Source organism: Methylobacterium phyllosphaerae, from assembly GCF_001936175.1.
In the GTDB taxonomy this organism is placed as follows: domain Bacteria; phylum Pseudomonadota; class Alphaproteobacteria; order Rhizobiales; family Beijerinckiaceae; genus Methylobacterium; species Methylobacterium fujisawaense.
In genome coordinates this window covers 2,813,882-2,833,475 of sequence record NZ_CP015367.1, presented here as the reverse complement: position 1 = coordinate 2,833,475, position 19,594 = coordinate 2,813,882, and the positions used below count along the sequence as shown (strand labels likewise).

At 66.6% G+C, this 19,594-nt stretch carries 28 protein-coding genes; 9 read left to right on the top strand and 19 right to left on the bottom strand.

Annotation, left to right across the window (positions count from 1 at the left end; all coding sequences use genetic code 11):
• Nucleotides 1-725 precede the first annotated feature (725 nt).
• The 6 genes from MCBMB27_RS12845 (at nucleotide 726) to dnaQ (ending at nucleotide 5,092) form a co-directional block, all read left to right on the top strand.
• Nucleotides 726-1,283, top strand: a complete 558-nt coding sequence (locus MCBMB27_RS12845; protein WP_075380599.1) for a 3'-5' exonuclease — start codon at nucleotides 726-728, stop codon at nucleotides 1,281-1,283.
• Nucleotides 1,284-1,384: 101 nt separating this feature from the next.
• Entirely contained in the window at nucleotides 1,385-2,020 is a 636-nt protein-coding gene (locus MCBMB27_RS12840) for an HNH endonuclease signature motif containing protein (protein WP_139231586.1), read from the top strand.
• Between the two features lie 2 nt (nucleotides 2,021-2,022).
• Nucleotides 2,023-2,220 (top strand): hypothetical protein, encoded by a 198-nt coding sequence (locus MCBMB27_RS29600; RefSeq protein WP_139231587.1) that lies wholly within the window; start codon nucleotides 2,023-2,025, stop codon nucleotides 2,218-2,220.
• A 100-nt stretch (nucleotides 2,221-2,320) separates the two neighbouring features.
• Nucleotides 2,321-3,736 carry a hypothetical protein gene (locus MCBMB27_RS29595; RefSeq protein WP_139231588.1) on the top strand — a complete coding sequence of 472 codons (1,416 nt, stop codon included), beginning with the start codon at nucleotides 2,321-2,323 and terminating at the stop codon, nucleotides 3,734-3,736.
• Nucleotides 3,737-3,917: 181 nt separating this feature from the next.
• Nucleotides 3,918-4,388 (top strand): hypothetical protein, encoded by a 471-nt coding sequence (locus MCBMB27_RS12835; RefSeq protein WP_139231589.1) that lies wholly within the window; start codon nucleotides 3,918-3,920, stop codon nucleotides 4,386-4,388.
• A complete protein-coding gene (gene dnaQ, locus MCBMB27_RS12830; protein WP_075380596.1) occupies nucleotides 4,385-5,092 on the top strand; it encodes a DNA polymerase III subunit epsilon in 708 nt (235 codons plus the stop codon). The genes MCBMB27_RS12835 and dnaQ overlap by 4 nt, the downstream gene beginning before the upstream one ends.
• A 203-nt stretch (nucleotides 5,093-5,295) precedes the next feature.
• Here the strand turns inward: dnaQ and MCBMB27_RS30225 are convergent, their stop codons facing one another.
• From MCBMB27_RS30225 to MCBMB27_RS12815, 4 genes are all read right to left on the bottom strand, one after another.
• Nucleotides 5,296-5,466 (bottom strand): hypothetical protein, encoded by a 171-nt coding sequence (locus MCBMB27_RS30225; protein ID WP_167380417.1) that lies wholly within the window; start codon nucleotides 5,464-5,466, stop codon nucleotides 5,296-5,298.
• A gap of 84 nt (nucleotides 5,467-5,550) precedes the next feature.
• Nucleotides 5,551-6,033, bottom strand: coding sequence for a hypothetical protein (locus tag MCBMB27_RS12825; protein WP_075380595.1), 483 nt, complete (start codon nucleotides 6,031-6,033; stop codon nucleotides 5,551-5,553).
• A gap of 131 nt (nucleotides 6,034-6,164) precedes the next feature.
• Entirely contained in the window at nucleotides 6,165-6,644 is a 480-nt protein-coding gene (locus MCBMB27_RS12820; protein WP_075380594.1) for a hypothetical protein, read from the bottom strand.
• A gap of 4 nt (nucleotides 6,645-6,648) precedes the next feature.
• Nucleotides 6,649-6,840, bottom strand: coding sequence for a hypothetical protein (locus MCBMB27_RS12815; RefSeq protein WP_236952961.1), 192 nt, complete (start codon nucleotides 6,838-6,840; stop codon nucleotides 6,649-6,651).
• Between the two features lie 150 nt (nucleotides 6,841-6,990).
• On the opposite strand from MCBMB27_RS12815, the gene MCBMB27_RS12810 reads away from it, so the two are divergent.
• The 3 genes from MCBMB27_RS12810 to MCBMB27_RS12800 all read left to right on the top strand — a co-directional run bounded on the left by MCBMB27_RS12810 (nucleotide 6,991) and on the right by MCBMB27_RS12800 (nucleotide 8,498).
• Nucleotides 6,991-7,236: a DUF6894 family protein gene (locus MCBMB27_RS12810; protein ID WP_075380592.1), complete on the top strand. Its 246-nt coding sequence runs from the start codon at nucleotides 6,991-6,993 to the stop codon at nucleotides 7,234-7,236.
• A 15-nt stretch (nucleotides 7,237-7,251) separates the two neighbouring features.
• Complete coding sequence (locus tag MCBMB27_RS12805) at nucleotides 7,252-7,503, top strand: hypothetical protein (RefSeq protein WP_075380591.1); 252 nt, start codon at nucleotides 7,252-7,254, stop codon at nucleotides 7,501-7,503.
• A 659-nt stretch (nucleotides 7,504-8,162) separates the two neighbouring features.
• Nucleotides 8,163-8,498, top strand: a complete 336-nt coding sequence (locus MCBMB27_RS12800; RefSeq protein WP_075380590.1) for a hypothetical protein — start codon at nucleotides 8,163-8,165, stop codon at nucleotides 8,496-8,498.
• A 21-nt stretch (nucleotides 8,499-8,519) separates the two neighbouring features.
• Here the strand turns inward: MCBMB27_RS12800 and MCBMB27_RS29590 are convergent, their stop codons facing one another.
• The 15 genes from MCBMB27_RS29590 to MCBMB27_RS12725 all read right to left on the bottom strand — a co-directional run bounded on the left by MCBMB27_RS29590 (nucleotide 8,520) and on the right by MCBMB27_RS12725 (nucleotide 19,585).
• Nucleotides 8,520-9,080 carry a deoxynucleotide monophosphate kinase family protein gene (locus tag MCBMB27_RS29590; protein WP_075380589.1) on the bottom strand — a complete coding sequence of 187 codons (561 nt, stop codon included), beginning with the start codon at nucleotides 9,078-9,080 and terminating at the stop codon, nucleotides 8,520-8,522.
• On the bottom strand, nucleotides 9,077-10,444 hold the full coding sequence (locus MCBMB27_RS12790) for a metallophosphoesterase family protein (RefSeq protein WP_091955129.1): 1,368 nt from the start codon (nucleotides 10,442-10,444) through the stop codon (nucleotides 9,077-9,079). Before MCBMB27_RS12790 ends, MCBMB27_RS29590 begins: the two co-directional genes overlap by 4 nt.
• Complete coding sequence (locus MCBMB27_RS12785) at nucleotides 10,441-10,695, bottom strand: hypothetical protein (RefSeq protein WP_075380588.1); 255 nt, start codon at nucleotides 10,693-10,695, stop codon at nucleotides 10,441-10,443. Before MCBMB27_RS12785 ends, MCBMB27_RS12790 begins: the two co-directional genes overlap by 4 nt.
• Entirely contained in the window at nucleotides 10,692-11,165 is a 474-nt protein-coding gene (locus tag MCBMB27_RS12780) for a hypothetical protein (RefSeq protein ID WP_139231590.1), read from the bottom strand. Before MCBMB27_RS12780 ends, MCBMB27_RS12785 begins: the two co-directional genes overlap by 4 nt.
• Nucleotides 11,162-11,518: a hypothetical protein gene (locus MCBMB27_RS12775; protein ID WP_075380586.1), complete on the bottom strand. Its 357-nt coding sequence runs from the start codon at nucleotides 11,516-11,518 to the stop codon at nucleotides 11,162-11,164. Before MCBMB27_RS12775 ends, MCBMB27_RS12780 begins: the two co-directional genes overlap by 4 nt.
• 104 nt (nucleotides 11,519-11,622) lie before the next feature.
• Nucleotides 11,623-11,823: a hypothetical protein gene (locus MCBMB27_RS12770; protein WP_159020334.1), complete on the bottom strand. Its 201-nt coding sequence runs from the start codon at nucleotides 11,821-11,823 to the stop codon at nucleotides 11,623-11,625.
• Between the two features lie 40 nt (nucleotides 11,824-11,863).
• Nucleotides 11,864-12,304, bottom strand: coding sequence for a hypothetical protein (locus MCBMB27_RS12765; protein WP_075380584.1), 441 nt, complete (start codon nucleotides 12,302-12,304; stop codon nucleotides 11,864-11,866).
• A 1-nt stretch (nucleotide 12,305) separates the two neighbouring features.
• Nucleotides 12,306-12,824, bottom strand: coding sequence for a lysozyme (locus MCBMB27_RS12760; protein ID WP_083683504.1), 519 nt, complete (start codon nucleotides 12,822-12,824; stop codon nucleotides 12,306-12,308).
• On the bottom strand, nucleotides 12,824-13,123 hold the full coding sequence (locus MCBMB27_RS12755; protein ID WP_075380583.1) for a DUF7940 domain-containing protein: 300 nt from the start codon (nucleotides 13,121-13,123) through the stop codon (nucleotides 12,824-12,826). The genes MCBMB27_RS12760 and MCBMB27_RS12755 overlap by 1 nt, the downstream gene beginning before the upstream one ends.
• 26 nt (nucleotides 13,124-13,149) lie before the next feature.
• Nucleotides 13,150-13,833, bottom strand: a complete 684-nt coding sequence (locus MCBMB27_RS28830) for a septal ring lytic transglycosylase RlpA family protein (protein WP_083683501.1) — start codon at nucleotides 13,831-13,833, stop codon at nucleotides 13,150-13,152.
• Nucleotides 13,834-13,952: 119 nt separating this feature from the next.
• A complete protein-coding gene (locus tag MCBMB27_RS12745) occupies nucleotides 13,953-14,615 on the bottom strand; it encodes a DUF4376 domain-containing protein (protein WP_075380582.1) in 663 nt (220 codons plus the stop codon).
• 2 nt (nucleotides 14,616-14,617) lie between these two features.
• On the bottom strand, nucleotides 14,618-16,402 hold the full coding sequence (locus tag MCBMB27_RS12740) for a gp53-like domain-containing protein (protein WP_075380581.1): 1,785 nt from the start codon (nucleotides 16,400-16,402) through the stop codon (nucleotides 14,618-14,620).
• Between the two features lie 74 nt (nucleotides 16,403-16,476).
• Complete coding sequence (locus MCBMB27_RS29130) at nucleotides 16,477-16,983, bottom strand: DUF4376 domain-containing protein (RefSeq protein WP_075380580.1); 507 nt, start codon at nucleotides 16,981-16,983, stop codon at nucleotides 16,477-16,479.
• Nucleotides 16,984-16,990: 7 nt separating this feature from the next.
• Nucleotides 16,991-18,535 (bottom strand): hypothetical protein, encoded by a 1,545-nt coding sequence (locus tag MCBMB27_RS29125; protein ID WP_075380579.1) that lies wholly within the window; start codon nucleotides 18,533-18,535, stop codon nucleotides 16,991-16,993.
• 102 nt (nucleotides 18,536-18,637) lie between these two features.
• The gene (locus tag MCBMB27_RS12725) at nucleotides 18,638-19,585 is read right to left on the bottom strand and encodes a DUF2313 domain-containing protein (protein WP_075380578.1); all 948 of its coding nucleotides are present in this window, start codon (nucleotides 19,583-19,585) and stop codon (nucleotides 18,638-18,640) included.
• Nucleotides 19,586-19,594 lie beyond the last annotated feature (9 nt).

Below are 19,594 nucleotides of genomic sequence, written 5' to 3'. Positions count from 1 at the left end.
GACCCGCAGGCCAGGCTTATCCACCTCTGGATCTGCGGGGACAAATCGGAGTCATATCCTCATTCGACGCAAGTCGCCGCTGAGCGGTGACAAGGACTTACGGCGGTATGAGGTAAATGGCGGAGACGGAGGGAGTCGAACCCTGGTTCCAGCTTCGAAGATGCAACTACAAAAAGATGCCGATGCGACCCCCTTGCTGGCGCAGGACCGGTGGCCTACGTGCGACCGCCATCGGCGCAATTGCCGGTCGTTATCGCTTGAGCTGAAAGAACGAAAGCACCATTTTGAAGCAATGGACCTGAAGCGGTCCATGCACGCAGGCGATATCGGTACCAATCCGGTACGAGTTTGCCGGTCAGCTCGTCCGTGGCGCCGAAAAGCCCAATAAAATCAGCGGTAGCGAGGGAGGGATTTGAACCCCCGACACAACGATTATGATTCCTTATGAACGAACTGCGAAGCAGCCGCCAGGTAGGGCCGATAATGTCGATGAGGCTAAATCGCACGAGACCGTTTTACGACCGTTGTACAACGCAGGCGGTCCGTCAAGAGATAGACCGAGGTCTGGCGTCACAAGCCTTTGCCGCCTTGGCGGAAATTGATGGAGCGGGCGATCGGGATCGAACCGACGACATTCAGCTTGGGAAGCACAGGTAAGCCTCTGATCTAGCTCGCCCTCGTCCCTCGTCTCGCGGCTCGACCGCCTGACCACGAGAGGGATGCCCATGCGCGATGTGATGATCGACCTCGAAACCCTGTCGACCCGGCCGGACGCCATGATCCGGTCGATCGGCGCCGTAGCGTTCGGTCCGGACGGCCTCGGCGCCGAGCTGTCGATCGTGATCGACCCGGCCGGCGCCGTCGGCCACATAGACCCAGAAACGGTGGCATGGTGGCTCGGCCAGAGCGGCGTCGCACGTCACGTTCTGAGCGCCGCCTATCCTGGCGAGCGGGTGCCCTTGGCGCACGCCCTGCAGCGGTTCTGTTGGTTCCTGAACGATCTCAACGTTCCGCCCGCCAAGGTCCGCGTCTGGGGGCACGGCTCGTCGTTCGACCTCCCGATCATCGAGTCTGCATTCCGGGCCTGCGGCCACCCTATCCCATGGAACCATAGCGCCGCCCGCGACACGCGGACCATTCTAGAGCTTGCCGAGGTCAAGATCGCCACGCCGGAAGCGGCTAAGCACGACGCCCTAGGAGACGCACGCGCGCAGGCGCTCGCCGTGATCGAAGCCGCCCGCATCCTCGGCTCGCACCGGCTTTGGCCCGAGGCCGCCGTGTAGGCGGAGGGATCATCACCGCTTACGCGAAACGCTGGATTTAGCCGGAGCGGAAGTGGATAAGTTAGAACGGATCGTGATCAGACCGCTATTGGGAGCGAAACGTGGATGCTAAGACGCCGACCAAATGGCGACCGCCGTCAACAAAGCCCAGCACCGCGCCAGCACGCTTCATGGCGAAAGCGCTTCCTGAACCCAATACAGGCTGCTGGCTCTGGACGGGCACTGTCGCTGGGAATGGGTATGGAAGCATCCACGATGGCGAGCGAATTGTGGGAGCGCATCGGTACTCTTACAGGCTTCATCACGGGCCTGTGCCGAAGGGCATGTACGTCTGTCATCGTTGCGACGAGAGAACCTGTGTAAATCCCGACCATTTTTTCGCTGATACGCCAGGCGCTAATCAAGCAGATATGGTGAAAAAGGGCAGAGAGCGCGGAGGTAGGCCAGAGTGGCGGCACCCAAAAGACTTGAAGGAGAAAATAAGGCGTGATCCTCGCCCCTATCACGTCATCGCTGAAGAATACGGATTGAAGTTCAACACAGTTAAAAGCTTCAAATCCGCCGAAGGAAGGGGCCACAGGGCGCCGCGCGTCGAAAGCCTTCGAAACGAGGTTAGCCGCCTGAAGGACGTGCTTCAACAGATCTCAAGAATGACTCATGCTGAGGAAATGGTGGAGGCAGCTACCCGCGCGCTGAATGACGAATCGGGACTTTCACCGTCGGATGGAAAACGCTGAGGATGCGCGTTCTAGTGATTGAGGCGGAAGGCGAAGCGACGGCCATTGCCGAAGTCATGCGTTGCGCCCTGTCCCAAGAAGCGGCAGAGGCGCGCAGCCCGCCGCCATCCGAAGATCTGCTCAACCTCAGACACGACGCTATCGCAGCGCCTGCCAAGGCGCAGCTTACGAAAATCGCGCGGCAGCTGCGCAAGCGATGAGGGCAGAAGGGAAAGGAGTCGAACTCAGGTCGCAATCGGTTCAGGGGCTGATGGATCGCATGGACTGTTGCTCATTGCGAGTGGACTGGCGGCCAGTGGCATGCATCTTGGCATTATGAAGATTTTCTGGTCCTGGCAGAGCGACACCCACCAGCCGAGTGGCCGATATTTCGTAGCCGACGTGCTGAGAGCGGTGGCCAAGGGGCTCAGCGGGATTGAGGCAGAGGCAGCAGATCGACCTGAAAGCGAAGACGAAGGTGCCGGTGAGGCGGACGGCGCAATTGCGCACCAGTCTGACGAAGACGAGCTCGCTGAGCCCCCAGAGGGCGCCGTGACGATCGACCACGACACTCAGGGTGTTGGTGGCTCTCCCCCTATCGCCGAGACGATTTTGCAGAAGATCCGCGAGGCGGCGGTATTCGTCGCAGATGTTACTCCGATAGTTCGGACGGCGGGCGGGAAATACGTTCCGAACCCGAATGTCATGATCGAGTTGGGGTATGCGCTCAGGTCTTTAGGTCATGAGCGCATTATTTTGGTCATGAACCAAGCCGAGGGCGGCAAACGGGAGCGGCTGCCGTTCGATCTTAAGCATTGGCGCGGGCCGATCACCTACAACTTGAAGCGAGACGCCCCTGAGGAGGTCAAAATTGAGGTTTTCGAGAGCCTTAGGGTTGATCTGAGACGAGCGGTCGGACCGTGCCTCACCACCGCACGCCGTGCACAAGTGGAAGAGCTTCGCCGCGTGACCCGAGAACCGGTGCTCGCCTTGGAACTCGCTAGGGATAGCGCGGGCGTTTACGTGATCTCTCAAGCGCTGCCTGCGATGTCTTTTAAAACACGCCAGCAGCTCATGGAGCAGCATCCATTCGTCGAAAAACGAAAGCCGACTTTCGCCGGCGATCCTGCATCTTCGAAGGGGATAAATTCCGCGCTTCGGAGTATGGGCGTTCCTATTCCGTTCATAAATTGGGATCAAGATGACATCGACGGCTATAATGGGCGCGTCAGGAAATATCTTGACGACTACGCGCTATATGAAGGGCATTTGAAGTCACACAAATTGGATGAAATGAGGACTTTGTCCCTGCGTTTCGCCATCGTCAATTCAGGCTCTGCGCCGGCAACAAACGTGGACGTTAAGGTCTACTTCCCGCCGCAGATCACTATCTTCGATAGCGCCGACGATATCGAGGAGCCCAAAGCGCCGAAACCGCCCGAAAAAGCGCCTTTGGGGAGGGCCGCCGCGCTCTTTACGGCTGGGCCGCCGGGCTTAAATTTAAAGTCCTTCAACAAGACGTATACAGTTGACGCCGAGCAAGGTCTTTTCAGTTTTCATGCCGACAATGTAAAACATCACCACCACTTCAATTCACCGGTTGTAAAAGTTCGACCGCAAACTGTGGATGATATTGCGGACTTCGAAGTTCAGTACGTCGTAACTTCAAACGAGCTTGTCGACAGGGTCGAAGGCAAGCTTGTGGTCAGAATTGTGCGGGACGACGCCGCAGCATAGGCTCGGCGGACGTTCTGTCTGTTCGGGATGGAGATGGCGGGCGGTCACCAAATGGCAAAGGGGTATCGGTCGAACTCGGCACCGAAATGTGCGATGCGTGCCACCTTGTGGATATCTGGTTGCAAATCTTGGAACTAAGTCTTGGGAGATCGTTATCGTATTAAGCAATGCGGGGCGATCTATGAAAGCTGAAATTTCCGACAGGCTGTCAAAGCTGATACCGCGACTTGCAACGGATCAAGAAGGCGAGATCGTCGCCACTGTGCTCGCAATCGGGCGCGTGCTGAGGTCAGACGGTCTCGACTTTCACGATCTCGCCGATGCGCTGATCTCACCCAGACCGATGAGCGGAACGGCCTACTACTACAGCACTCGACGCAAGGAGAAGCCGCCCAAAGCGGGCCTCCACACGCGGGACGGCTTCTTACGCCCATGGAAACAGGTCGCGTCTGAAATCTTGGAGCGTCACCGCACTGTGACCAAGCGGTACGGCGGCAAATTCCTCCTGCCGCACCAGGTCGATCTGCTTGAGCGGATCCGCCGCGGGGAGGAAGCTGGCCACCTCCACGAAGGCCCGATCAAGATCATTGACGACCGCATGCGGACCGCCTTTGAAGCGTGGCAGGCGGAGCGAAAGAGCAAGGCGGCATGACGCGCGAGATCGTCCTCGACACCGAGACCACCAGCACCGATTCGAAGGTCGACCGCATCATCGAGGTCGGCTGCGTCGAGCTGGTGAACCATACGCCCACCGGCCGGACCTTCCACCGCTACTGCAACCCGCAGAAGGCCGTGCATCCGGACGCCTTTGCGGTCCACGGCCTGTCCGACGCGTTCCTCGCCGACAAGCCGCTGTTCGCCGCCATCGCGCCCGAGCTGATGGCCTTCATCGGGGATGCGACGCTGGTGATCCACAACGCGCCCTTCGACGTCGGCTTCCTCAACGCCGAGTTCGCGCGGTTGCCCGAACCTCGGCCGGCCGAGATCCGGCTCGATGACGTCGTCGACACGCTGCTGATCGCCCGGCGCAAGCACGCGGGCGCGGCCAACAACCTCGACGCACTCTGCACCCGCTATGGCATCGACCGGAGCCGGCGGACCAAGCACGGGGCTCTTCTGGACGCGCAGATCCTCGCCGAGGTCTACGTCGAGCTGCTTGGCGGCAAGCAGGTCGGATTCGATCTGGGGCCAGTTACTGCCACGCCGACCAAGGTGTCTGCGCAGGCCGACCGGCCGTCGGCGCCGCGGGTGTTCAAGTCCCGGCTCACGGATGCGGAGCGCGAGCGTCATGCCGCGTTCGTTGGCACGCTCAAGACGCCGATCTGGGCGGAGTACCTCAGCGAAAGCGAGGGGTGATTAAACGCGCGCTTGCAAGATAGCCGCCGATTTGCCCGCATGGAGCACCCTCGTCCGGCGATTCGCCGGACGAGGGTGCTCCATGCTTGGCGAACGGTCAAATTTGTGCGTCCGGCGGGGGGCAGCGCCGGTTGTTCTGCGGAATAAAAAAGCCCTGCCGAAGCAGGGCTTTAGCCTATGCGATGAAGATGCGCAAAATGGCTTTAGCCAAACCGCCGTGAACGATTCTCGCTGTGATCATCATTCGATACAGCGGGACGCGGCGTACGGCGCAAAGCCGCCTTCACGGATGCGTCCTTCATCCACGCGCGCAGATAGCCCGTGGTCCGCGCTTCGGCAGACTGCATCAGCTCGATCTGTTCGTCGCGCTTCATCGCATCGCTCCTGAGATATGACCCTTAGCCGTAACACGCATCCTGTCAACGCGGTTGTTATGCGCACCCTTAATCCGAACGCCCTTATCCCGCACGTCGTTCCGCTAACCAGACTCGGCGACCGTGGTAGGGATCGGGCGTAATGACGCTGTAACCGTTCACGTCAAACACGTTCGCAATAAGGAAGTGCTTAACAAGCGCCTTGTCCGGTGGATCCTCGTCGTGCGTGAACCAGCGGACGGTTTCAGGCTGCGAGCTTCGAAGCAGCCCCTGCGTGAGATAGAGCATCGCTGCCAAGATCGCCTTCCGATCCTCGGGATCGGAGATGAACCGGGTTTCCCGCCCGCTCCAATATATGTGCTCCTCGTCCATCTCGGGATGGGCTTCGACGACGTGGAAGAAAAATTCGGTGTCGCCGCCCGGCAACGGTTCAAACCCGACCGCCATTGAGTAGACCGTGCCGAGATCGTCGTTGTAGCCGATCGGCAGGACGGACAGGCTAGCATCGCCGCGCTTGAAGATCTCAACGTTCAGATCGTTCTCGCTGACGGTGCAAACGAACGCCACGGATCGCGCCTCATGCGTGGCAAGTCTGCCGGTATGCAATCTCAGATAGATATAGGTGCGCCCGCCATCGCGACTAGGGTGATGTCTTCAGCGGGCGTTCATGGTCGCAAGCTGGGGGCTGAATGTCAGCGCTACCTGCCGCCAGGATCGGCGTCGGCGTGGTTCAGCGCGCCCGGCCGATCGCGGGAGCGCACCACCCGGCAGGCCTGGCGCAGCGTCACCTCGTTCTTCGGATAGGCCGCCTGCACCGCCTCGAACGCGGCGATCGCGCCGTCGAGGGGGTAGATCACAGCCAGTCGCATCTCGACGCGGCCGCGCTCATCCCAGACCTCGATCGCGAACGGCGTGCCGGGCGGGACCGGTGGCTCCAGGCTGACGGCCTTCGGCAGGCGTAGCGTCGCGAGGCACTGGCTCTCGTACTTGCGCGCGACCTTGGCGCCGGGCCCGCGCTGGTGGCGGCACGAGGCGGTGAGCGCCCGGAGTAGGTCGAGCGTCGAGATCTCCGGCCCGAAGCGCTGCATCAGGCCGTCGAGGCGGTAGCTGCCATGCCGGCGGCAGGTGGCGCAGTCGATCGCCAGCCGGTCGCCGGCGATGTCACCGAGGGTCTGCATCGCGTCAGCCGTTTAAACGGGCGCGCGCGTAGCCGTGGGACACGAGGCGGCGCTGCTCGATGGCGTGCCGGTCAGCCGCATCAAGGTCGGCGAGCGCATCCGAAATCGCCTGCACAAGCGCGATCCAGCCGTCCCGGTGGGCCGCCCGGTAGTAGTGCAGGGCGATCGCCTCGGCCTCGGTGAGGCGAATGTCCACAGGCGCTTCGTGCGGTTGAGCGTGCATCGCGGATCGAATCCCTGTTAGAACATATAAAGAACAAAGCGCAGGGACGGCCGCGGTTCAACCGCCGGTTTTTGGGCGGGTCAGATCGCGGTGGATCGCTGTGGAAGCTTTCGGGAAAGGTCAATGCCAGCCAAGCTTTACCGCTTCCACTGCACGGACGGTCGCGAGTTGGTCACCGACCTGCAGGGGCGCACCTGCCAGTCCGCCGTTCAGGTGCGCCGCCATGCGGATCGAGTCGCGCTCGCGCTGATGGAGGCCGCCGACCACGTCGCGTGGGCGCGTTGGCAGGTGGAGGTCTACGATCCGAAGGGCCGGCGGGTGCTGACCCGTCCCTTCCTGGAGGTCGATGTCGACGCGCGGGCCGCGTGAGAGGAGGAGACGATCATGGCGCTCAAGACCAGCTTCCTGGTGCAACCGTTCGAAATCCACCGGAAGCGGCTCCGGCCGGCACGCCAGGAGGCCGCGCAGACCGAGAGCGGCGCGCTGAAGAAGGCGGAGAACCTTGCGAAGCGCGTACCGGGTGCAGCGGCGCTCAAGATTGTGGCCGACGACGAGACCGGCGAATTGGAGGGCGTCACGATCCTCGGGCAGTGGGGCGAGGTGCCGGACGACTTCGCCGAGAGCCTTCAGGGCTGATGCTCTGCGGACTCTCGATCCGAATTTTTGATGTCGCTCAGTCGGCGCTTGGCTTAGCGGAGCGTGCGATAAGCGCGCGCCGTACTGGGCTGAGGTGGAAGCAGCACACCTCGTGCGTCGCTCAATATTCTCTGAGCCAGCGCCCCATCCCTCAAATTCCAGTGATCACCTGCATAAGAGATGGTATCTCCATCGCGGAGCAGTGTGAAATTCTTCGATCCGATAGCGCTATAAATTCGAACGTTAAGCTTCGCATTGTTAGCGCCAGGCTCAAGAGTAACTGGACCTGTCTCGGCTCCAGCAGCTTCCCCGAGGGTATCTTTCAAGCGTTGATCAAGCGCTCGCACGAAAGATATCGTCGAAGCAAAAGCACTTTCGCTATCTGTTTGACGGGTCCTCTGGTCGTTGTGCCAGGTTTCCCACTGACCCTTAGCGGTAGTAGTCCAGTTGTCGAGGATCTGTTCCCAAGCTTCAGGCATTTAACACCTCCGGCGCGAGAGATGGGGTTCCTGCTGCAAGCTGCAAGATCTGGGGGCTGAAAAACAAAAAGCCCGGCCCCGCATCACGCAAGGGCCGGGCGAAGGGATGAGCCAAGGGATCGGGGGCTGAGACCGCCGGCTCGCGGCGGGGTGAAGCCGCGAACGTGGCCGTTGGTTCCAATGGTCGAGGTGATTGCGATGCCGATTGATTCAGAGCCACTTCTCATTCCCGACATCGAGAACAAGGTCGGCGCAATCGTCGTGTTCGCGCCTTTGGACGTCACCCGGGACGCGGATCGTCTGCGGCGCTTGGAGACGTACCTCGTGGCCGAGTTTCCTGACCAGCAATTCGTCGTCACCGTCAGAGAAAATCGGTCTGACGGTGCGATCAGCGCGGGCTTTCTCACCGTTCAAGACGGTCAGTCGCTCCAGCCGGACGCGGCGGGCATGGCCTTGATCGGTCGCGTGCTTGATGCCGTCACGGAGTTCGTCGAGCACGGCCCGCGCTACCACTGAGGCGCTCAAACGGCATGCTCCTCACGCGGCGCGCTCGATGCGGCGCACCACGAAGTCGAGGCGGGCGAACAGGGTGTCGGGGCTGCCGTCGTTGAGCACGGCGTAGGCGTCTTTGATCCCGCTCTCGGAGACGTGGCCGCCCGCGATCGCCGGGAGCCCGGGCCGCTCGATGCGCAGCACGGATCCGCCGACGGCGCGCACGGCAGCGGCCTCATTCTCGAAGCGGCAATCCTCGGCGACGACGCCGAGCGCGCCGCGCTCGAAGGCGCGCTCCACCGCCTCTTCCCAGGCCCGGGTCCAGAAATCCGGGCCCATCAGCTCGCGCCCCCAGGCAGTGCCCAGGTGCTGCATCGCGTAGCGCGGCGAGCGCCCGGCGAGCACCGGCGAGGGCTTCTCCTTGCGGTCGCCCTCGATCAGCGCCTCGATCGCCTCGGGCCCGAGCCCGATCTCCGCCAAGTAGGCACGCAGCATGGCCTTCAGCGGGCCGGCGAAGCGCACGCGGGCGAAGCCGTGGCGCTCGACGAGGTAGGCGGCCGCGGTGGATTTCCCGCAGCCGGCGCGGCCGGACAGGGCGATGATCATGCGGCGGCCTCCTCGGCCTCGCCGGCGTCGTCGATCGGCACGACTGAGCGGCCGTACTCACCGCGACGCTGGTGATAGGTGATGATCGGGATGGAGCGGCCCGACAGGAAGCCGGAGCCGAAGTGCCACGCGTCCTGCGGGACGGGCGAGCGATGCACCTCCGTGATCACGCCCTCGCCCTCGGTGGCGATCTTGGCGGTGTGATGCAGGTGGAAGGTGTGGACGTAGCGGTGCCGTGTCACGCCCCAATCGGCAGCACGGCGGTGCGCCATAATGCCGGCCATCGCCGCCGCCTTCACGGTATGACCGTGCGTGGCCCCGAGCAAGACGTTGCCCCAGCGGAACCACCAAAACAGCGAAGGGTCGAGGTCGACGGTCACCCGCCGCTCGTCGCGGAACCACGCCGATAGGAAATAGGCGACCGCCACCGCCGAGTTCTCGTCGTGGTTGCCGGGCAGGATCCGCACCGTCACGTGGCGGTGACGACGCAAGCACAGCTCGACCGTGCGGACCATGAGCTTGCAGGCGGCCATCAGAACCTTGGGCCATCGGCCGTCGACCTGTAAGGCGTTGCCCGAGCGGGCCGTGCGGTTCTCGGAATTGTCGGCATGCAGCAGATCGCCGCCGCCGAGCACGACGCACTCGGCAGAGGCGGGCGAGCGCTCGATCGCCTCGGCGACGGCGCGCCCGATCGCTTCCTCGGCGAGCTTGAGATCCCAATTGGCGCCGGCCTCGGCGCCCCAGGCGTACATGCCGATATGCCAGTCGGCGCACGGCAGAAGCGTGAGCAGATCCTCGCGCACGGCCTTAGGCGCGGCCACGGGCGCGGCGCAGCCGGGATAGTCGGCGAACGCCGCCTTGATCGCCTCGACCACGTCGAGCGGGTCGGCGCCCTCGCGCGTCTTGACCCACTTCGCCAGGGTGCGGCCCTGGCCGTCCTGCAGGATGGAGACGCCCTTGACCACGTGCCCATCCGGCACCGCCTCGACGGGGCCCGGGGCCCGCGTCTGCTGCACCCACTCGCGTTCGAGGTTACCCTCGGCGTCGCGCTGGGTCGCAACGGCCTTGATGGCAAATCCCGCCATCGCCGGACGGGTGCAGAACTCGCCGCGGGCGGCCGGGATCGACCAATCGGGCGCGATCTGGAACGCGCGGAAGTAGGCGCCGGGCGCGTCCGGCTTGCCGATCCGGTAGGCGAACGACACGCGGTTGAGGCCGAGCAGGTCGGCCGCCATGCGCACGGCCGACTTCATGGTGCGGTCACCCTGCTTGGTGTCAACCGGGTGCCCGAGGGCGAGGAAGCGGGTCACCAAGCCGACGTGGCGTTCGGCCTCCTCGCGGGTGACGTCGAGGCGTGCGGTCATGCCTGAGGCTCCGGCAGATCCTCGACCGGCTCGAGCGGAGCGGCGTGGATGGCGGCGTGGGTGGGAGCGGGCCGGCTGAACAGCTCGGCGACGGCGCGGGTGAGGGCAGCCTCGAAGCTCTCGCCGTTGATGTCGGCGAGGCTGGCGCGGCTGCACAGGACAGCGAAGGCGGCGCGGAGATCCCCGCCAACGGTCTCGACGACCGTGAGCAAGAGCGCCTCCGCGCGCAGGTCGAGCGCGAACTCCCTCATGGCACGCTGACCTCCGCCGCGGGTTGTCGGACGGTCCACAGCGCGCCGGTGAGCGCGGTGCGGTACTCGACGAAGCCGGTAATGCGGAACGGCCGCCCCCAGAGGTCAGGCGGCACGTCGATGCACTTGCGCGTCCACTGGCCCGGTCGCACGGGGCGGGCGACGAGGGCGTTGCCGTCCTCGAAGCTGTCGGCGACCCGCACCACGCGCTGGTAGGGGTAGATCCGGTCGCCCGCCCGAATGGTCCAACCGGCGTCGACCGCCTCGGCGGTGCGGACCTTGCCGAGCCGCCACGTCCAGCACGCGCGGGCGCCGCCGTCGAAGCGGTCGACGTGGTCGACACGCTGGTCGCGCAGCACGGGGGCAACCACCGCCTCGAGGTCGGGACCGACCCAGAGCCCGAGCAGGCCGGAGACGCCGAGCACCGTGAGGGCGGCGGCGACGCGCAGGATGAACAGGAGCGCCATCATTTGGCGCCCCCGAGCGACAGGTACTTCCCGACCGCCGCGAGCAGGCCGAGGCCGATCGAGGACATGATCGCGGTCACCACCGCCGCGCCGGCCTTGTCCCACCATTTGCGCGAGCGCCGGAGGTGGGCCAGCGTCTCCCGGAAATCCTCGACCGAGGCGACGCTGGTGAGGTCGACGCCGAACTGCTTGAACGCCTCGTTGACGACGCGCTCGCAGATCTCCTCGACGGCCGCCTCGTCGGGCGGCTCGGCGCGGCGGCCGGTGTCCTGGACGGCGAGCCGGGCGGCCGCCTTGGCGATGGCGGCGAGCACCACCTCAGGATCGCCGGCAGCGGCGGGCAGGGCCTCGGTCATGGTGTCCCCCTGGCCGGCCGGTTTGTCCGGTCGCGGCGAATGTCGTCGGGCCGGTTCGGGATGGTCGGGAGAAGCGGAGCCGGGCGACGCGCGCCCGGCCGCCGTCAGGGTTTGGCGAAGTCGGCGCGCACCGCCGCGATCCAGTCGAGGGCGCGCAGGCCGCAGGCAGTCTTGGCGCGGTCGAGCACCTTGGCCTGCCCGACGATGCGGACGATGTCGGCCCGAGTGAGCGCCCGGTCCGGGATCTCCGGGAAGGCGCGCTGCAGGCAGGGCGCGACCCCCTCGGGCGCGGCCGGCAGCGTCACGCGCAGGCCCGGGGCCAGCGGGTCGACAGCGGGCAGCCCGTCAGAGTGCGCGCAGGCGGCGAGCGAGGTCGCGAGGCAGGCAAGCGCCAGAAGCATCCGGATGCGAGCGCAGGTCATCGAGGAGGCCCTTCAGCTTGGCGGTGTCGGCCTGCTCGGCCGCGAGATCGCGGGTCGCCTGCTCGGCGATGGCCGAGGAGACGGCCTCGGCCGCCACGCGGCGGACGCGTTCGGCCTCGATCGCGCGGTCCGCGTCGAGGGCGAGCTGGTTATGCGCACCCCGGGCCTGTCCGGCTTGGAACAGCGCGGCACCGACCAAGACGCCGAGGCCAGCGCCGACCAGGGCGTGGCGGATCCCGGCGGGCAGGTAGGCGCCGAACACGAGCGCGGCGGCGATCAGCGCGATGCCGCCGAGCCCGCTGATCGTGGCGAGCAGGGAGAACGCGGCCCAGCCGTTGGCGAAGGTGGCGAGGAGGTGGACCACGTCACACCCCCTTCAGGCACATGGCCCGCTCGGCCTCGCGCCGCTTGACGAGGCCCGCGACCACACGTCCGCCAGCCTTGTCCCACATCATGAAGGCGTTGCAGCTCGCCCGGCGCTCGCCTGCGTTCCACAGACGCACGACGCTCGACTTGCAGTAGGCGCCGACGCCGATGTTGTAGGCCAGCGACAGATGGGCGGCGTAGAGATCGTCGCCCATCGGCTGGCGGGCGCAGCGCTCGACCGCCGGGGCGAAGTCCTCGGAAAGCCGCTGGAGCAGCATCGCCTCGCACTGCGGCTTGGTGAAGGTCATCCCCATGCGGATGCCCTTCGTCTCCCCGACGCACGCGGTCGGGATCCCGACCACATCGCGGTAGGCCGTGGTGCGCAGGCCCTCGAAGCCCGTGACGGTGCCGCAGGCGAGGGCGGCGAGCGCGGAGCCCGCGACGAGGCGGCTCTTAGCCCCCTTGGGCAGGGCGGCAGCGACCGCGGGCGCGGCCTTGGCGAACAGACGGAACGGCATCACGCGTCCTCGGTCGGCGGGGCGGTGGGGGGCAGGGTGGCCTGCGGCATCAGCCGGGCGACGGCGGCGAGCAGGGTCGCGGAGAAGCCGAGGGCGGCGATCCACGGGCGCACCCGCTCGGGCGCGTCGGTGAAGAACCCGGCGAACATCGCGAGGCCGTCGAACAGCGCGGCCGCGAGCGCGAAGCGCACCGACCACGCGTAGCGCACGAGCTGGCGCCAGTTGTCGTGCAGCGGAAACCGCGCCCGCAGGGCCGCGCACACGCGGTCGAGCAGGCCGGCGCCGGGGAGGGCGACCATGGGTGAACTCCGAGGGTGAGGGCAGGTCAGCGGACGGCGAGGCGCAGGCGCCCGACACCAGGACCGAGCACGGTGAGGCGGGCGCGGATGACGCCGCGTCGGCGGATGCCGAGGGCATCGGCGGCGCCGCGCGCGAGGTCGAGGGCACGGCGCAGGCGCGGATGAGGGCCGCGGTCGGTGATCCTGACCTCGACGCTCCGGCCGGTGGCGAGGTCGGTCACGCGCACGCGGCTACCGCACGGCAGGGTCCAGTGCGCAGCCGTCATGCCGGCGGGATCGAACCGGCCGACCCCCGGGCAGGCGACGTTGCGTCGGGCCTGCCCATGCTCGGAGCCGTACCACGATACCCGGCCATCAAACGCCTTGGCCGGGGCGGAGAGCAGCAACACCAGGGCCGCGCCCACCAGCGTCGCGGAGATGGCCGCAGCCAGCCATTGCTTAAGGTTGTCGACGCCCCAGCGGAACCCGTACTCCGCGCCCAGGAAGGCGATCAGAGGCGTAGTGGGCGAGGTGGCGTGTTTGAGGTCGTGCTCACGCTGGCCAGCCTCGCGGCCGTAGTAGAACGTCGACACGACGAGGGCGGCGATACAGGCCGGGTGTGCCAGGCCGACGAGCTGGCCGGCGAGGGTGAGGGCGACGGTCTCCAGGGCGGCAATGACGGCGTGCGACGCGCACGGGTTCGCGACGAGCCACGCGATAAGGCGCTGCATCGGGGATCTCCAGACTTTCAGGGGGTGACCCAGGACCGCGCACAATCGGCAAGACCCCGCAGCGCGAGGCGCTGCAGGGGCGTCGAGATCGCCGAGTGAGGAGCGCTGGTCGGCGCGGCCTAGTAGGCGGTCGGGACCGCGGCGAAGACGGCGTCGACCTCGGCCGTCGTCGTAATCGTGGGCGGGCCCGCCGACAGGCCGGCGAGGGCTTCGCCCTCGGCGTCGAAACAGGCCTGCGTGTGCGCGAACAGCGCCGAGCCGACCGCCTTGACCTGATCGAGGGTCAGCACGACGAACCCGGCCGACGCCTTGAACCGGATCGAGGCGGCGCCCGTGACCTGCATCCCCGCGTAAGCGTTGGACACGCGGGTTTGACTGTCGGGATCGCTGGCGACGGCGAGGCCGGCGATCGTGATCCCGGCGGCCTCGGCCTCGTCGCGGCGGCGCTTGGCGTAGGCGGCGAGATCGACGATCGGCGGGGGCGGCGTGTAGGCGGTGAGCTTGCCGTCAACGAACCGGTGCCCGGCCTGATCTTCGAGGAAGGCGAGCCAGTCCGCGACCGCGATCTCGACCGCGTCGGCCGGGACCGCCGGATTGCGGGTCCGGGACAGCTCGATTTCCGGTACCTCGGCCGGGCCCGTAATCGCGTCGGGATCCTCGACCGGCCCCGAGATGAAATTCGGGTCCGGCCCGTACACCACGACGTCGGGATAGGCGTCATCCGGCCAGAAACCGCGCGGCACCCCATCAGTGCCGATCAGCGCGTAGCATCGCACGCTCATGTTCAGTATCCGCACGCGTAGAAATAGACGGGAATATTGATTGTCGCTACGGCCCCGGAGCTTATCTGTCGAGCACCGGTGCTGAAATTATTTGTCGTTATGCTTCCCGTCTGCACAGTCAGAGCATTGCCATTGTACGGCGTGACGGGCGTCCCGCCGACGTATCGGCAAGCGCTCGCGAAAGCGATCGGAAACGTGAGGGTAGCATCCCCGTTCACCGAGGAGAGGAACCATTGCTCGATAAAGCCGTCCGACCACTTGCGATAGCCGGCGGCCGCGTTTCCGCTCGACGCGACGATCGAGGCCGTGCCGGCTCCGATGTTCGTCCGCGCCTGCGCCTGCTGTCCGGCCGAGAGCGATTGGGCGAGGTCGACATTGACACCGGAAAAGAACGGCATCGAATACTGAAGCACGTTCCATTCGCTCGCCCATGCGTGAAGTATGAGCGTTTGCCCCGGATACACCTTTACGCTCGACATGGTGCCCATCAACACCAATGTGTCACTGCCATTGACATTGACTGTGCTCGGCGGATACCCGGCCGGCGCCAAGTTTGTGAAAGCGACGATATCACCCGCCTTAATGGCCGAAAGAGCCGGAAGGTTAAATATCTGCGATCCGCCGTAGCTATAGAATTCGCTGCCCATCTGTGCCGCAGTAACATTCACTGTCGCATTTGCGGCCGAGGATACCTGACCCGCGCCGAGCGCTCCAAGGTTAGATTTGGCCTGCATGCGCTGCGCGGCCGTGAATGACTGCGCCTCCACGGCGCTGACCGTCGTCCCAAACGGTGCCGCATAAGCCGAGACGAGCCACGCGCCCTGCCAAACCGAAAGCCGCGCCGTCTGACCGCCCGACCGCAGCAGCATCGAACTGACTTGCACGCCGTTGAGGTCGATTTTTGTAGTGGATCCGGAGGGCACTTGGATCGTTGCTGAGGCGCCGCCCCCGTCCCAGCCAACCAACAGGTAGAAATCGCCGTCTGCCAAGGTAGAGATATCAGGCAGTGTAATGACGGCGCTGGCGGAGACGAGGTATTCACAACCCGCGTTGCTCGCCGTGAGCGTCACGGCGTTCGCGAGGTAGCCGGTCCCCCATGAGATCCCGAGGTTAGCTCGGCCAGTCTTCCTCTGCGCGGCCGTAAGACCCTGCACCGCGTCATAGCGCAGCGCGCCCGTGCCCGGGGAGACCGCGCCGAACATCACATCGGTGCCGTCTGACTGCACGACGGTGCCGGAAGCGCCGAGCGGCAACAGCCCCCAACCCGAGGCACCGCGGCGCAGCAGGGCGCCGCGGTTGTTGCCGAACACGGCGTCGATCATTGCCGAGAGGCCGACATCGGCCGGGCTGGCGGTCGAGGCCAGCAGGTTCGCCTTGAGCGTGTAGGCCGGGGCCGGCGCAAGTCCGAGGGTCCGATCCGCACTGAGATCGCCGCCGCCCGCCATGCCGGCGCCGGGCGCGATGGTCCGGGCCGCCTTCACCGCCCCGATGTCGTCGAGGCTGAGATCCGCCCCGGTCTTGCCAGCGATGCGGCGGACGGCTCCGGAGAGGCCGGTTGCCGCGTCCGTCGCATCGAGCTTGCCGGCTAGGTCGGAGGACGTGGCTTTGCCGGCCGCGAGCGTCGCGGCATCCACGATTGCCTGCGCAAGGGCTGCAGCGTAGGCGTCGCGGGCATTGAGCGCCGACAACAGCGCCTCGAAGACTAGGCGCACCCCGGCGCCGTTGCCGTCATCGGGGGCGAAGCCGAGATTGATCGAGACCGGGGCCGGGGGCGGCGGGACGGACATGGGCGCGAGGCTCCGGACAAACAAAAGCCGCCCAGAGGCGGCGCGATGATCGGATCGGACGACGAGACGCGATGTCAGGCCCCGAGGCCGGCGAAGGCCGCATCGACCTGCGCGAACGTGGTGATGGTCGGCGGGGAGGCGTGAAGCCCGGCGTCGACCGAATCCTCGGCCTGGAAGCAGGCCTGGACGTGCGCGCCGACGGCGAGGCCCACCGCCTTGATCTGCTCGGCAGTCAGCGTCACGAACCCGGCCGGCGACTTGTACGACACGGACGCAGCGCCCGACGCCTGCACGTAGCTCAAGGCGTTGGCGATCATAGCTTGGCTGCCGCGATCGGTGGCGACCGGAGCGCCGGCGACCACGATGCCGCCGGTCTCGACCGCGAAGCGCTTGGCCGCGGCATAAGCCGAGAGGTCGATCGCGGGCGGCGCCTTTCCGAGCATGTCGGCCGGGCGCACCTCGCCCGCGTAGGGCAGCACCACCGTGGCGCCGGGGTAGGCGGCGAGCGGGGTGGTGTCGCCGTCCGCGTGGACGGCGAGCACGATCAGGCCGTCGCCGGCCGGTTTGCAAAAGAGCTGCATGGGACCCTCAGGAGATGTAGCCGTTGCTGTTGCCGGCGTTGCCGACCGCCGGGCTGGTGCCGCTGGCACCCGCCACCGTGCCGCCGGAGCGGCTGATGTAGCCGCCGTCGGTGGCGAGGTAGGCGTAGGTTCCGTTGCCCGCGCCGGTGGTGTTTTGGGCATTCACCGAGGCCGAGAACTGCGCGATCACGCCGGACCCTGCATTGCTGGCCGCCGCAGCGCCGACGAAGTAGCCGTTGGCGTTGGCGGTGAAGTTCCAGCCATGGCCGCCGTTCGAGGAGGACACCGAGGCGGACGATGCGGTCACCCGACCGCCACTCGCCTGGACGCCGTCGGAACCGTTGCCGCGGGCGTGCAGCGTCGCGAGGCCGCCGAGCGCCGTGGAGGCGATGACGCCGCCGAACACCCCGAAGCCAAGGGTCGTATTGCTCAGGCTCACCGCCACGGCGTTGAGCGTGGTCAGGATGAAGCCGCCGGCCGCGGCCTGGAACCCGGCCTGGGTGTTGCCGATCGCGTAGCAGGTCCCCGACATGAGCAGGGTGGCGTTGTTGACCTGCACGCCGCAGCCGCCGAAGCCGAAAGTCGCGACCCGGGTGAGCGGCAGGGTGCCGGACTGCCACGCGATGCCGTCGGGGCCGGTGCCGTCGCTGGTGATGAGCAGGTCCTGGATGCCGCCGATTGCACCCTGACCCTTGATGCTGGCCCCGCCCGTGAAGGTGATCTCCGTGGCGAAGACGTTGCGCAGGGTGGCGAGGTTCTGGGTCGTGTCGGCGAGCCGGTTGGCCGAACTGGTGCCGTTGACCTGGAGGGCCGAGCCCGCCGGGAGCGCAGCGGTGATCGGCTGGCCCTGGATGAAGATGCGCGCGCCGTCGGGGTGGAAGAAGTTGATGCTCTGGCTGTAGCTGTACCGGCCGGTGTTGACGCCGGCGGCGAGCTGGAAGGTGAGCGAGCCGGTCGCCGCGATACGGCGGCGGTTGGCCCAGGCGATCGCCGCGTTGAGGTCGGGGAAGTCGGCGCCCGTGCCGTGAACCGACTTGACCACACCGGTGTCGATGATCGGCTGGCTGATCGGCGACAGCACGATGAAGGCCGTGCCGGCGGCGTTGACGCGCCCGACCAGAAGGTCGCCGGCCAGGAAATCGTAGCGCTGCAGCGGCGTGCCGCCGGGGTAGACCGCCGAGAGCACGCCCAACCCGTCGAGATTGATCGTGGTCGAGCCGGTGATCGCGTTGGCGAGCTTGATGCACAGCGCCTGGCCCGGAACGTAAACGGTGTGCTTGATGTTGCGCGAGGACAGGATGATCGCGTTGCTCTGCACGCCCTGGTCGGCATAGGTCATCAGGCCGCCGGAGCGCACCGCGCGCATGACTTGCGCGAGGTCGACGTTGGTCGGGACGAGGCCGGCCTCGACCACCACGGCGACCTGCTCGCGCTGCAGGTTCTCCGGCACGGCGGCGGGGATCGAGGAGCCCTGGATGCCGGCCGCGAGGTTCTTGTCGACGTAATGGGCGTTCGGGTCCGTGGCGCCGGTAGGCGGGGTGTAGGCGACCATGCGGGCTATCTCCTGGGCGCATGACACCGCACCCGGCGGCGGCGCCGCGGGTGGGTGACGAACGAGGGGGCGAAGGAAGAGGCGGGCGGCGGGCTCGGCGACCTAGCCGCGGTAGTCGAACACCGGGATCAGGTACTCCGGCGTCACAGCGCGGATCGCGCATTCAAGCGCAGCCGCGTTCTTGAACCCGGTCACGGGCGTGAAGCCGCACTGGCTGTCGAGGTCGCCACAGGCGAAGGCGGTGTCCCCGCCGGAAGCGAGGTGGACGACCATGAACTTCGACACGGTGCCGGCGGGATCGCGCTCACCGAACCCGGTCACCGGCGTCTCCCCGCACACGCTGTCACCGTCGCCACAGCGGAAAGCCGTCTCCGGGATGGCGCCGCCGGCACACTGGTCGCCGATGTCGGTGGGCGCCGGCAGCGCGTAGCCCGTCACTGGGGTGGCGCCGCAGACGCTGTCCGCGTCGCCGCAGAGGAACGCCGTCTCCACGAGCCCCGGCCCGACGCACGCGCTCTCCGAGCAGCGGAACTGGCGCGGCTCCTCGATCCGAACCACGTAGCCGAGGCCGGCGGCGTAGCACCGGAAATCGTTGGGGGTGACCGGGCCGAGCCCGCCGTGGCGCGACCGAACCGCAGCGATCCGCTGCGCATCGGTGCCCGCCGGCAGGCAGGCGTCCGGCAGGCCGAGATCGGCCTCCCAATCCGGCAGGGTGTAGGTCACGGCCGAGGGCAGCGCCTGGGTCGCGGCGAGCCAATCCCGGCCGAGGTGGTCGGCCACGAACGCGGCGAGCGCCCGCCAGACCCGCCGCTGCACCGGCGAGGCCCCGCGTCCGTCGCCGACCTCGTCCGTGCCCCAGGCGGCCCCGCGCGGGGTGAGCTGCAGGATCTGGGGCAGCAGGTCGTCGGCCGTGGGCTGCGCCTCGCGGTCGGCCACGGACGGCGGGGCGATCCCCAGCCCCGCACAGGTCATGGGCACGAGCCGCCCGTCGGCGGTCGCGTGGGTCGTGTCCGCGGTGATGCGGGTGCTGTCGCCGGTCAGGCCTGTCACGGGGGCAGC

Bases quoted from the DNA above. Each gene is read 5' to 3' on its own strand.
- MCBMB27_RS29600 (WP_139231587.1), top strand. From the start codon at position 2,023: ATGCGCGTTCTAGTGATTGAGGCGGAAGGCGAAGCGACGGCCATTGCC.
- MCBMB27_RS30225 (WP_167380417.1), bottom strand. From the start codon at position 5,466: ATGAAGCGCGACGAACAGATCGAGCTGATGCAGTCTGCCGAAGCGCGG.
- MCBMB27_RS29590 (WP_075380589.1), bottom strand. From the start codon at position 9,080: ATGATCATCGCCCTGTCCGGCCGCGCCGGCTGCGGGAAATCCACCGCG.
- MCBMB27_RS29595 (WP_139231588.1), top strand. From the start codon at position 2,321: ATGCATCTTGGCATTATGAAGATTTTCTGGTCCTGGCAGAGCGACACC.
- MCBMB27_RS12845 (WP_075380599.1), top strand. From the start codon at position 726: ATGCGCGATGTGATGATCGACCTCGAAACCCTGTCGACCCGGCCGGAC.
- MCBMB27_RS12745 (WP_075380582.1), bottom strand. From the start codon at position 14,615: ATGAGCGTGCGATGCTACGCGCTGATCGGCACTGATGGGGTGCCGCGC.
- MCBMB27_RS12790 (WP_091955129.1), bottom strand. From the start codon at position 10,444: ATGACCGCACGCCTCGACGTCACCCGCGAGGAGGCCGAACGCCACGTC.
- MCBMB27_RS12800 (WP_075380590.1), top strand. From the start codon at position 8,163: ATGGTCGAGGTGATTGCGATGCCGATTGATTCAGAGCCACTTCTCATT.
- MCBMB27_RS12780 (WP_139231590.1), bottom strand. From the start codon at position 11,165: ATGATGGCGCTCCTGTTCATCCTGCGCGTCGCCGCCGCCCTCACGGTG.
- MCBMB27_RS28830 (WP_083683501.1), bottom strand. From the start codon at position 13,833: ATGCAGCGCCTTATCGCGTGGCTCGTCGCGAACCCGTGCGCGTCGCAC.
- MCBMB27_RS12805 (WP_075380591.1), top strand. From the start codon at position 7,252: ATGGCGCTCAAGACCAGCTTCCTGGTGCAACCGTTCGAAATCCACCGG.
- MCBMB27_RS12740 (WP_075380581.1), bottom strand. From the start codon at position 16,402: ATGTCCGTCCCGCCGCCCCCGGCCCCGGTCTCGATCAATCTCGGCTTC.
- MCBMB27_RS12835 (WP_139231589.1), top strand. From the start codon at position 3,918: ATGAAAGCTGAAATTTCCGACAGGCTGTCAAAGCTGATACCGCGACTT.
- MCBMB27_RS12820 (WP_075380594.1), bottom strand. From the start codon at position 6,644: ATGCAGACCCTCGGTGACATCGCCGGCGACCGGCTGGCGATCGACTGC.
- MCBMB27_RS29125 (WP_075380579.1), bottom strand. From the start codon at position 18,535: ATGGTCGCCTACACCCCGCCTACCGGCGCCACGGACCCGAACGCCCAT.
- MCBMB27_RS12775 (WP_075380586.1), bottom strand. From the start codon at position 11,518: ATGACCGAGGCCCTGCCCGCCGCTGCCGGCGATCCTGAGGTGGTGCTC.
- MCBMB27_RS12810 (WP_075380592.1), top strand. From the start codon at position 6,991: ATGCCAGCCAAGCTTTACCGCTTCCACTGCACGGACGGTCGCGAGTTG.
- MCBMB27_RS12760 (WP_083683504.1), bottom strand. From the start codon at position 12,824: ATGCCGTTCCGTCTGTTCGCCAAGGCCGCGCCCGCGGTCGCTGCCGCC.
- MCBMB27_RS12785 (WP_075380588.1), bottom strand. From the start codon at position 10,695: ATGAGGGAGTTCGCGCTCGACCTGCGCGCGGAGGCGCTCTTGCTCACG.
- MCBMB27_RS29130 (WP_075380580.1), bottom strand. From the start codon at position 16,983: ATGCAGCTCTTTTGCAAACCGGCCGGCGACGGCCTGATCGTGCTCGCC.
- dnaQ (WP_075380596.1), top strand. From the start codon at position 4,385: ATGACGCGCGAGATCGTCCTCGACACCGAGACCACCAGCACCGATTCG.
- MCBMB27_RS12755 (WP_075380583.1), bottom strand. From the start codon at position 13,123: ATGGTCGCCCTCCCCGGCGCCGGCCTGCTCGACCGCGTGTGCGCGGCC.